Below are 11,293 nucleotides of genomic sequence, written 5' to 3'. Positions count from 1 at the left end.
GGCCGCATGCGAACGAGCATTCTACCCGGAAATGGTGGTGAGGAAAGTGGCGTTATTCCACGATGCTGGCACAGCAATGTTACGGGGCAGAAGTACAATAGGGTCATTTCTTCGGACTTCAACCCGCAAGGGCCAGAAGTTTGATTAATGTTTTTTCACAAATCGACAGGTATGACAGGGCTGACTCCAATGCCCGCAAGGGCGGTCGGTGCTTTCTGATAACATCACGGGCTTGTATCAAAAGGCAACTCTCATGGCATTTCGTCCCTTACACGCTCGCGCACCGGCGGTGCTGTTGCGTGAGGCCAGGCCCCTCAAAGCGATCTTCAATCATGCTCAGCGGCTGGCGCATTTACAGCGTTTGCTGGAAAGCCAGTTGCAACCGGCTGCCCGTGAGCATTGCCATGTCGCGTCATGGCGTGAGGGTACGTTGCTGCTCATCGTTACCGATGGGCATTGGGCGACGCGTTTGCGTTATCAGCAGAAGCGTTTGCAGCGGCAGTTGGTTGCGTTCAAGGAGTTCGCCAATCTGAGTCGGCTGCAGCTAAAGGTACAGCCTGCGACGATCCATCGGGCTGCTGTTGGTCAATCGAGGGATCTTTCGGCGGCTGCGGCGGAGACGATTCATGAGACGGCTGAGGGGATCAGTGATCCTAAGCTGTGCGCGGCGCTGGAGCGGTTGGCGGCGCATGGGAAGGCCAGGGAATCTGGGGCATAACACCAGCGCCGCATAAAGGATATGCACCCTAAATCCAACGCCGCCTTCCCAAAATCACCGATAAAAAAGGCCACCCAAAGGTGGCCTTAAATATTCAAACAGAGAAGAAGAAACTGTTACACCGCCGCTACAGGGCGCATGTACGAGATCGGTGCGGTACTGGCATCTTCGAAGGTCACAACTTCCCAAGCATCTTCCTGTGCAATCAACGCACGCAGCAGACGATTGTTCAAACCGTGTCCCGACTTGAAGCCCTGATACTCGCCGATCAGGCTGTTGCCCAACAGATACAGGTCACCGATGGCATCCAGAATCTTGTGTTTGACGAATTCGTCCTCGTAACGCAGGCCGTCTTCGTTCAACACGCCGTCCTTGTCCACGACGATAGCGTTTTCAACGCTGCCGCCCAGTGCAAGGTTGTGTTTGCGCAGATACTCGATGTCTTTCATGAAACCGAATGTACGCGCGCGGCTCACTTCTTTAACGAACGAAGTGCTGGAGAAGTCGACGCTTGCAGTTTGTGTACGGTTCTTCAGATACGGGTGATCGAAATCTATTTCGAAACTCACCTTGAAACCTTCGAACGGCACGAACTTGGCGTATTTACCGTCTTCTTCAACGCAGACTTCTTTCAAAATGCGTATGAATTTCTTCGGTGCGTCCTGTTCTTCCAGGCCAGCTGACTGAATCAGGAATACGAAGGGACCTGCGCTGCCGTCCATGATTGGAACTTCGGAGGCAGAGAGTTCAACGTAGGCGTTATCGATGCCAAGGCCAGCCATGGCCGACAGCAAGTGTTCAACCGTATCGACCTTCACGTCGCCATTGAACAGCGTTGTGGAAAGCGTTGTATCGCCCACATTCAGCGCGTGCGCGTTGATCTGGACGACCGGCTCGAGGTCGGTACGGAAAAACACAATGCCAGCGTTCACAGGTGCAGGTTTGAGGGTCAGGTAAACCTTTTCCCCCGAGTGCAGGCCGATACCTGTGGCACGGATAATATTCTTCAGGGTGCGTTGTTTAATCATGGCATTGGCCGCTTCAGCGCATATCGCGAATTAGTATCAACAAAGGCTGGCGATGATAGCAGACCTCGCCTTTGCTGAACACCAATCACCCTTATACCCCTGATAGAACTCATCAATCAGCCTGACGTCGCAGGAACGCTGGAATATCCAGGTAATCCAGATCGTCTTGCGGATTCATTTTTGCCGCGGCTGTCGCGCCTGCGTGAGCCTGATTGCGCATCACGGTAGGACGGTCCAGATCGCGGTAATTCACCGATGGCTGTTCCTGACGGACTGCTTGTTGCTGCACGGGTGCGGCTTGAGCGGTCTGCATGGTGTTGTCGATGACCTTCACAGGCTTCTCGATTTTCGCGCCCAGGCCGGTGGCAACCACAGTCACGTGCAGCTCGTCGCGCATGTCCGGATCGATAACGGTACCGACCTTGACCATGGCGTGCTCGGAGGCGAACGCTTCGATGATGCTACCCACGTCCGAGTACTCACCCAGAGACAGGTCAGGACCGGCAGTGATGTTGACCAGAATGCCGCGGGCACCCTGCAGGTTCACGTCTTCGAGCAGCGGGTTGCGAATGGCCGCTTCGGTGGCTTCACGCGCACGGTTAGGACCGCTTGCAGCACCAGTACCCATCATCGCCATGCCCATTTCGGACATCACGGTGCGCACGTCAGCGAAGTCGACGTTGATCATGCCTGGACGCTTGATGATGTCGGAGATACCGCGAACGGCACCGGCCAGTACATCGTCTGCCTTGGCGAAAGCCGACAGCAGGCTTGCGTCTTTACCCAGGATAGTCAGCAGCTTCTCGTTGGGAATGGTGATCAACGAGTCGACGCTTTCGGACAGCGCGCGGATGCCTTCATCGGCGATCTGCATGCGCTTGCGACCTTCGAACGGGAACGGACGGGTCACGACCGCTACGGTCAGGATGCCCATTTCCTTGGCCACTTCGGCGATGATCGGGGCTGCACCGGTACCGGTACCGCCACCCATGCCAGTGGTGATGAAGACCATGTTGGTGCCCTGCAGGACTTCCGCGATGCGCTCACGGTCTTCCAGTGCGGCCTGACGACCGACTTCAGGGTTCGCACCTGCGCCCAGGCCCTTGGTCACGCCGGTACCCAGTTGCAGAATGGTGCGCGCACCAATGTTTTTCAGGGCCTGAGCATCGGTGTTGGCGCAGATGAACTCAACGCCTTCGATGTTGCTCTTGACCATATGGTTGACTGCGTTGCCGCCGCCACCGCCGACGCCGATAACTTTAATTACCGGGCTTTGTGGGATGTTGTCTACGAGCTCGAACATGTTCCCTCTCCTTCAGTTCTCTAGTTTTATGTCGCCTGTTGCCTGCCTACCACTTTTTGAATCTTAGAAATTCCCCTGAACCCAGCGTTTGAGACGCTCAAACACCGGAGCCTTCGGTTCATCGCTATAACTGCTACCGGAGCCGGAAAGGCCGGACAGCGAGATGCCGTCAGACTGCTTTTGCAGTCCATACAGCAACAGGCCGACGCCGGTGGAGTAAATCGGGTTGCGAACCACGTCCGCCAGACCCTTGATGCTGTGCGGCACGCCCAGGCGCACCGGCATATGGAAGATTTCCTCGGCCAGTTCCACCGCGCCTTCCATTTTCGAAGTACCACCGGTCAGCACGATGCCGGCCGGAATCAGATCCTCATAGCCGCTGCGACGCAGTTCGGCCTGAATCAGTGTGAACAGTTCGTCATAGCGCGGCTCGACCACTTCAGCGAGTGCCTGACGCGACAGTTCACGCGGCGGACGATCGCCAACGCTCGGGACCTTGATGGTCTCGCCCGCTCCAGCCAGTTTGGCCAGGGCGCAGGCGTAACGGATCTTGATCTCTTCGGCGTACTGCGTAGGGGTACGCAGGGCCATGGCGATGTCGTTGGTGACTTGATCACCGGCAATCGGAATCACGGCGGTGTGACGGATCGCGCCTTCGGTGAAGATCGCAATGTCGGTGGTGCCGCCGCCGATGTCCACCAGACACACGCCCAGCTCTTTCTCGTCATCAGTCAGGACCGAGTAGGCCGAGGCCAGTTGCTCGAGAATGATGTCGTCAACTTCCAGACCGCAGCGACGCACGCACTTCTCGATGTTCTGCGCAGCGTTCACGGCGCAGGTCACCACGTGAACCTTGGCTTCCAGACGCACGCCCGACATGCCCAGTGGCTCGCGAACGCCTTCCTGATTATCGATCACGTAATCCTGCGGCAGGGTGTGCAGGACGCGCTGGTCGGCCGGAATAGCCACGGCCTGAGCAGCGTCGAGAACGCGCTCAAGGTCAGCCGAACTCACTTCGCGGTCACGAATCGCCACGATGCCGTGGGAGTTCAGGCTGCGAATGTGATTGCCGGCGACACCGACGAACGCCGAGTGGATGCGGCAGCCCGCCATCAGCTGCGCTTCTTCGACTGCGCGCTGAATCGACTGCACGGTCGACTCGATATTCACCACCACGCCCTTCTTCAGCCCGCGTGACGGGTGGGTGCCAATACCGACGATTTCCAGCGTGCCATCAGCCGCGACTTCGCCTACCAGCGCCACCACCTTGGAGGTGCCGATATCCAATCCGACGATCATTTTGCCGCTTTGCACGTTTGCCATGGGTCCTGCCTCTTATCAATTCTTCGCGACGGCGGGTTTGTCCGTCGTTGGCGCTGACGCCTGCTCACGCCAACCGACGGCAAGGCCGTTGTTGTAACGCAGGTCGACTCGCGCAATGTTGGTGATCTGTTCTTTAAGCGTTTTTTCGTAGATGGCGATAAAGCGGCGCATCTTCTCAACCAGATTGCCTCGTCCCAGCAGCAATTCCAGGCCCGGGCCTGCGTTGCCTGCGCCGGTGGTGAGGAACCAGCTGCCTCGCTCGCGCAGTTCCAGGCGAGCGATGGAGAAGCCCAGCGGGCGCAACATCTGGCTCAATACCTGGTACTGCTGCATCACCTGCTGTTGAGCCCGTTGAGGCCCGAACAACTGCGGAAGGTGTTCGTAGTTGGCCAGTTCACGCGGGGTGAACGCCTGGCCCTGGTTGTTCAGCAGGGCTTCATCGCCCCAGCGCGCAACCGGCAATTGTTCTTCCAGGCGGATCACCACTTGATCCGGCCACACGCGGCGGACTTCGGCGTGGGCGATCCACGGCATCTGCTCGAGCTCGGTACGCATACCGGCCAGATCGATGTTGAAAAAGCTGGTGGCCACGAACGGCGCGATGCGCTGCTGAACGGCCTGCTGGCTGATGTAGCTCAGGTCACCCTGAACATTGATCCGCGAGATCGGCCGATCGGCGTACGGCAATAGGCGCTGCGCCGCTTCGTAAGTGCCGAAACCGAACACCACCAGCAGCACGGGCCACATCAGGCTGCGCAGGAAGCCGAAATTCGGCCTGGGCATGCGCGCTGACAGAGGCTCCTTGGCCACCATGCGGCTGGCACCACGAGGCACCGGCTTGCGGCTCGGAGAGGATTGCTGATGACGTACCGTCGCGCCGAGCATGATTTACCCCCGCACCTGGACACTGTCGGCCAGAATCGCCAACACCAACTGTTTGAAATCGAGACCCGCGGCATTGGCGGCCATGGGCACCAGACTGTGATCGGTCATACCGGGCACGGTGTTGACTTCCAACAGCCAGAACTTGCCATTGACGTCCTGCATGACATCGGTGCGCGACCATCCGGCGATGCCCACGGCTTCGCAGGCACGGGCGGTCAGTGCCTTGAGTTCCTGTTCTTTGGCTGCGTCGAGGCCGCAAGGAATCCGGTACTGGGTATCGGAAGCCAGGTACTTGGCGTCGTAGTCGTAGAAACTGTGAGGGGTGCCCAGGCCGATGGGTGGCAATACCTGGCCACGCAGAGAGGCGACGGTGAACTCCGGACCTTCAATCCATTGTTCGACCAACACTTGTGAATCGTAGGTAATGGCGGCATTCCATGCGGCGATCAATTCGTCGACGCTGGTCACCTTGGCCATACCGATACTGGAGCCTTCATGTGCCGGTTTGACGATCAAAGGAAAGCCCAGTTCCGTCGACGCAGAAATACAATCCGATTCGCTGCCCGGCACCGCGTGACGCGGAGTCGGCAGGCCCAGACTCTGCCAGACCTGCTTGGTGCGCAGCTTGTCCATCGCCAGCGCCGAAGCCAGTACGCCGCTGCCGGTGTAGGGGATTTCCAGGCACTCCAGCAACCCTTGCATGGTGCCGTCTTCGCCACCACGGCCGTGCAGCACGATGAATGCGCGATAGATCTTCTCGCTGACCAGACGCTGCAGCAAATCGTCGCCCACATCGATACCGAACGCATCGACACCCGCATTCTGCAGCGCTTCGAGCACCGCATTGCCGGATTTCAGGGAAACCTCCCGCTCCGCACTCTTGCCACCGAAGAGCACGGCCACCCGACCGAAGCTTTTGGGCTCCAGAGTCGAGAACAGGGAGACTTGCGCGGCGGCTGTCATTTCAGCTTACCTTCGGTTGAGGCCACAATGGCGCCCGTGAACAATGGGCTCTTGAGCAGTTGCGGAGCCAGACCGCCGATGTCACCAGCGCCCTGACACAGCAGGATGTCGCCAGCACGCAGCAGCGGCTTGACCAGCGGCGCGAGTTCCACGCCACGCTCGATGTAAATCGGGTCCAGCTGACCACGTTGACGAATGCTGTGTGCCAGCTGACGGCTGTCAGCGCCGGGAATCGGCTCTTCGCCTGCCGGATAGACTTCCATCAACAGCAGGACATTGGCATCGTTGAGCACCTGCACGAAATCGTCATACAGATCGCGGGTCCGGCTGTAACGGTGTGGCTGATAGACCATGACCAGACGACGATCCGGCCAGCCTCCACGCACGGCATTGATCACCGCTGCAACTTCGCGAGGATGGTGACCGTAGTCGTCCACCAGCATCACGTTGCCGCCTTCGACCGGCAGTTCGCCATAAACCTGGAAGCGACGGCCCACGCCCTGAAAACCAGACAAGCCTTGAACGATGGCTTCGTCGGTGATGCCTTCGTCGGTCGCAATGGCAATGGTCGCCAGCGAGTTGAGCACGTTGTGATTGCCAGGCATGTTCACCGACACATCCAGCGGTGCGTGATCGCGGCGCAGAACCGTGAAGTGGGTACGCATGCCGTCCTGACGCACGTTGATCGCGCGCACATCGGCGTCTTCATTAAAGCCGTAAGTCACCACCGGACGCTTGACCGCCGGCAGGATGTCGCACACGACCGGGTCATCGGTGCAGACCACGGCCAGACCGTAGAACGGCAGGTTGTGCAGAAACTCGACAAAGGTTTTCTTCAGTTTGTTGAAGTCGCCTTCATAGGTCGCCATGTGATCGGCGTCGATGTTGGTGACCACGGCTACCAGCGGTTGCAGGTGCAGGAAGCTGGCGTCACTTTCATCCGCTTCGGCGATCAGGTAACGGCTGGTGCCGAGCTGAGCGTTGGTGCCCGCCGCGTTCAGACGACCGCCAATCACGAAAGTCGGGTCAAGGCCACCGGCGGCGAATACCGAGGCGATCAGGCTGGTGGTGGTGGTCTTGCCGTGGGTACCGGCGACCGCAATGCCGTGGCGATAACGCATCAGCTCAGCCAGCATTTCGGCGCGTGGCACCACCGGAATACGACGTTCGAGGGCAGTCGCCACTTCCGGGTTGGAGGTGTTCACCGCGCTGGAAACGACCAGCACGTCAGCCGCCGCAGAGTTTTCGGCGCGGTGGCCGATGAAGATATGCGCGCCGAACGATTCGAGACGTTCGGTCACAGGCGATGCCTTGAGGTCGGAACCAGACACTTCATAGCCCAGGTTCAACAACACTTCGGCAATCCCGCACATGCCCACGCCGCCGATACCGACGAAGTGGATGCGACGGATACGGCGCATTTCCGGTTGTGGCATCGCACGCTGACTCTCAACCATGGACCACCTCCAGGCAGACATCAACGACGGTGTTGGTGGCATCCGGCTTGGCCAGTTGGCGGGCCGTGGTAGCCATGCGCTTCAATTGTTCGGGTTGCATCAAAACCTCTTTCAGGCGAGCCGCCATCTCGGCGGCGCCAGTTGTCGCTTGCGGCATCACGAAGGCAGCGCCTTCACGAGCCAGATATTCGGCATTGCGCGACTGGTGATCGTCGATTGCGTGGGGCAACGGCACCAGCAACGACGGCAGACCAGCGGCCGCCAGTTCGCTGATGGTCAGTGCGCCTGCGCGGCAAACCACCAGATCCGCCCAGCCATAGGCCTGGGCCATGTCCTTGATGAAGGGGGCGACCTGCGCCTCGACACCCGCCGCGCGATACCGCTCGGTGGTGACTTCATCGTGTTTCCTGCCCGCCTGATGAAACACCTCAGGCCGCAACTCTGCGGGCACCTGGGCCAACGCCTCAGGCAGCAATTTATTCAGTGGCTCGGCCCCCAGGCTTCCACCCAGCACCAGCAACCGCGGCTTGCGTCCGACCAAAGCCTGACGCGGTGTTTCAAAGAACAGCTCGGCACGTACCGGATTGCCGGTGGTACGACGCTTGGCAGATGCCGCGAACGTCTGCGGGAACGCCTCGCAAACACGAGCGGCAAACGACGCCAGGCTACGGTTGGCTGTACCTGCAACGGCATTCTGCTCATGAATGATCAGCGGAACCCCTGCAAGCCTGGCGGCCAACCCACCAGGACCGGTCACGTAGCCACCAAAACCGACGACACACACCGGCTTGAGCTCACGCACGACCTTGCGCGCCTGCAACAACGCCTTGAGCAACATGAACGGCGCCTTGAGCAACGACAGACGACCCTTGCCGCGCAGACCGGTGACGTTGATCAAATGCAGCTGCAGACCGGCCGCAGGCACCAGCTCGTTCTCGATGCCGCGCGGCGTGCCCAGCCAATGCACGGTGTAGCCCCGCGCCTGAAACTCGCGAGCGCAAGCCAGCGCGGGGAACACGTGTCCGCCAGTGCCGCCGGCCATGATCAAGACGTTACCGACGGCCATGAGTAGGCTCCTCGGCGAAATCGCTCTCGTTGAACTCGGCCTCTTCACTGCCCATGTTGTTGCGCGATTCCCACTCGATACGCAGCAACAGGCCCAGGCTCGCGCAACAGATGATCAGCGAGCTGCCGCCGTAGCTGAGGAATGGCAGAGTCAGGCCCTTGGTTGGCAACAGGCCGACGTTCACGCCGATGTTGATCAGGAATTGACCAATCCACAGGAAGGCCAGACCGTAAGCGGTATAAGCGGCGAAGAATTGCTTGGCGCGCTCGGCCCACATGCCGATATACATCGCACGGATACTGACGAACACGAACAACGCAACGGTCGCCAGCGAACCCACGACGCCCAGCTCTTCAGCCAGCACCGAGAACACGAAGTCGGTGTGCGCTTCGGGCAGGTAGAACTGCTTCTGAACGCTGTTGCCCAGACCGACGCCGAACCACTCGCCGCGACCGAAGGCGATCAGCGCCTGAGTCAGCTGGTAACCCGAACCGAACTGATCGGACCAGGGATCGGTGAAGGTGATCAGCCGCGCCATCCGGTAAGGCTGTGCCTGAACCAGCACGAACACCGCGCCCACCGCCAGCGCCACCATCAGGGTGAAACGAAACAGCCCAACTCCGCCAAGAAACAGCATCGCAGCCGCCGAGCCCATCATCACCACGGTGGCCCCGAAGTCAGGCTCCATCAGCAACAGACCGGCCATTGGCAACAGCACGATGAACGGCTTGAAGAAGCCCATCCAGCTCTCGCGAACTTCCTGCTGACGACGAATCAGGTAACCGGCCAGGAAAATCACTACGAAGACCTTGGCGATTTCAGACGGTTGTACGTTGAACATGCCGAAGCCGATCCATCGCATCGAACCATTCACTTCGCGCCCGATGCCGGGCACGATCACCAACACCAGCAGACCAAACGCGCCGATCAGCATCAGCCAGCCCAGACGTTGCCAGGTCGCGACTGGAATCATCATGGTGGCAATGCAGGCGCCCAGGCCCAGCACCAGGTAGATGAGGTGGCGGGTCATCATGTACAGCGCGTTGCCCGACTGCACCGCGGCCACTTCGGACGATGCGGAAGTGATCATCACCAGCCCCAGGCCCAGCAACGCCAGGCAACCGGCGAGCATCGGGAAGTCGACGTCGACGCCACGACCGCTGATGATCGGCGATGGATAAGGCTTGATCACGCCAAAGATCATGACAAGTCCCCCACAGCCTGGGCGAACAGACGTCCGCGCTCTTCGAAATTCTTGAACATATCCAGGCTTGCACAGGCCGGGGACAGCAACACGGCGTCCCCTTCCAGAGCCAATTCGGCAGCACGTTGCACAGCTTCTTCCAATGTTTTGACGCGTATCAGAGGCACCGAATCGCCGAAGGTCGCGGCGAGCAGTTCTGCGTCGCGCCCCAGCAGGACGACGGCGCGGCAATGGGTGGCAACGGGGGCTTTGAGGGCGGAGAAATCCGCACCCTTGCCATCGCCACCGGCGATCAGTACCAGCTTGCCGTTGATGTCCGCACCCAGCCCTTCGATGGCCGCCAGTGCGGCACCGACGTTAGTGGCCTTGGAGTCGTCGTAATAACTGACACCCCTCAGCTCGCGGACCCACTGGCAACGATGAACCAGCCCGGCAAAACTGCGCAGCGCCTCGAGCATCGGCTCGAACGGTAGACCGGCGGCATGCCCCAGGGCCAACGCTGCCAGGGCATTGGCCTGATTGTGGGCGCCGCGGATTTTCAGCTCGCTGACCGGCATCAGGTTGTCGAACTGGAATGCCAGGTACTTTTCGCCGTTCTCTTCTCGCAGACCGAAGCCATTGATGTCAGGTCTGTTCAGACCAAAGGTCCAGCACGGCACGCCTTCGCCGATCAATGGTCGCGACAGCGCGTCCTGGCGATTGACCACGACCTGACGAGCGCCACGGAAAATTCGGTGCTTGGCCAGGTGATACGCCGGCAGGCCGCTGTAGCGGTCCATGTGGTCTTCGCTGACGTTGAGTACGGTGGCGACTTCGGCCCCCAGCTGATCGGTGGTTTCCAGCTGAAAACTCGACAGTTCCATGACGTACAGTTCGATGTCGTCGCTGAGCAGGTCCAGCGCCGGCGTGCCAAGGTTGCCGCCCACCGCCACGCGCTTGCCAGCCGCTAGGGCCATGTCGCCGACCAGGGTGGTCACTGTGCTTTTTGCGTTGGAGCCACTGATGGCAACGATCGGCGCTTTCGCGCTACGCGCGAACAGCTCGATATCACCGGACAGCTTCACGCCACGGGCCGCAGCCTGCTGCAATGCAGGCGTCGCCAGCGCCAGACCGGGGCTCACGTACAGCTCGTCAGCGCGGCAAAGGAATTCGACATCCAGCTCACCACAACGCACTTCCACCTGCGGGTAGTCACGACGCAAGGTCGCCAGCTCCGGAGGATTCTCCCGCGTATCGGCGACGGCAAACGACACGCCCCGGTTCGCCAGAAAGCGAACCAGGGACATGCCGCTCTTGCCGAGGCCGACAATGATGCGGAAGTGGTCGGAAGCGATCAGTGACACTCT

At 59.9% G+C, this 11,293-nt stretch carries 10 protein-coding genes; 1 reads left to right on the top strand and 9 read right to left on the bottom strand.

The annotated features are described in order from the left end of the window. Window positions 1–253: 253 nt before the first annotated feature. A complete protein-coding gene (locus tag CE491_RS11820; protein ID WP_110948525.1) occupies window positions 254–718 on the top strand; it encodes a DUF721 domain-containing protein in 465 nt (154 codons plus the stop codon). 116 nt (window positions 719–834) lie between these two features. On the opposite strand, the gene lpxC is transcribed toward CE491_RS11820, so the two are convergent. From lpxC to murD, 9 genes are all read right to left on the bottom strand, one after another. After that, window positions 835–1,746, bottom strand: a complete 912-nt coding sequence (gene lpxC, locus CE491_RS11815) for a UDP-3-O-acyl-N-acetylglucosamine deacetylase (RefSeq protein WP_108236924.1) — start codon at window positions 1,744–1,746, stop codon at window positions 835–837. Window positions 1,747–1,858: 112 nt separating this feature from the next. Continuing rightward, entirely contained in the window at window positions 1,859–3,049 is a 1,191-nt protein-coding gene (gene ftsZ / locus CE491_RS11810) for a cell division protein FtsZ (protein ID WP_062384185.1), read from the bottom strand. A gap of 63 nt (window positions 3,050–3,112) precedes the next feature. Continuing rightward, the gene (ftsA, locus tag CE491_RS11805; protein WP_093461795.1) at window positions 3,113–4,372 is read right to left on the bottom strand and encodes a cell division protein FtsA; all 1,260 of its coding nucleotides are present in this window, start codon (window positions 4,370–4,372) and stop codon (window positions 3,113–3,115) included. A gap of 15 nt (window positions 4,373–4,387) precedes the next feature. After that, a complete protein-coding gene (locus CE491_RS11800; protein WP_110948524.1) occupies window positions 4,388–5,257 on the bottom strand; it encodes a cell division protein FtsQ/DivIB in 870 nt (289 codons plus the stop codon). 3 nt (window positions 5,258–5,260) lie between these two features. Continuing rightward, the gene (locus CE491_RS11795) at window positions 5,261–6,220 is read right to left on the bottom strand and encodes a D-alanine--D-alanine ligase (protein ID WP_110948523.1); all 960 of its coding nucleotides are present in this window, start codon (window positions 6,218–6,220) and stop codon (window positions 5,261–5,263) included. Further along, window positions 6,217–7,677, bottom strand: a complete 1,461-nt coding sequence (gene murC / locus CE491_RS11790; RefSeq protein WP_110948522.1) for a UDP-N-acetylmuramate--L-alanine ligase — start codon at window positions 7,675–7,677, stop codon at window positions 6,217–6,219. Before murC ends, CE491_RS11795 begins: the two co-directional genes overlap by 4 nt. After that, the gene (gene murG / locus CE491_RS11785) at window positions 7,670–8,743 is read right to left on the bottom strand and encodes an undecaprenyldiphospho-muramoylpentapeptide beta-N-acetylglucosaminyltransferase (protein WP_110948521.1); all 1,074 of its coding nucleotides are present in this window, start codon (window positions 8,741–8,743) and stop codon (window positions 7,670–7,672) included. Before murG ends, murC begins: the two co-directional genes overlap by 8 nt. Next, window positions 8,730–9,947: a putative lipid II flippase FtsW gene (gene ftsW, locus CE491_RS11780; protein WP_110948520.1), complete on the bottom strand. Its 1,218-nt coding sequence runs from the start codon at window positions 9,945–9,947 to the stop codon at window positions 8,730–8,732. The genes murG and ftsW overlap by 14 nt, the downstream gene beginning before the upstream one ends. Continuing rightward, a complete protein-coding gene (gene murD / locus CE491_RS11775) occupies window positions 9,944–11,290 on the bottom strand; it encodes a UDP-N-acetylmuramoyl-L-alanine--D-glutamate ligase (RefSeq protein WP_110948519.1) in 1,347 nt (448 codons plus the stop codon). Before murD ends, ftsW begins: the two co-directional genes overlap by 4 nt. Window positions 11,291–11,293: the final 3 nt, after the last annotated feature.

It is taken from the genome of Pseudomonas bohemica, from assembly GCF_002934685.1.
GTDB lineage: Bacteria > Pseudomonadota > Gammaproteobacteria > Pseudomonadales > Pseudomonadaceae > Aquipseudomonas > Aquipseudomonas bohemica.
This window is presented reverse-complemented; position numbering and strand designations above follow the sequence as displayed.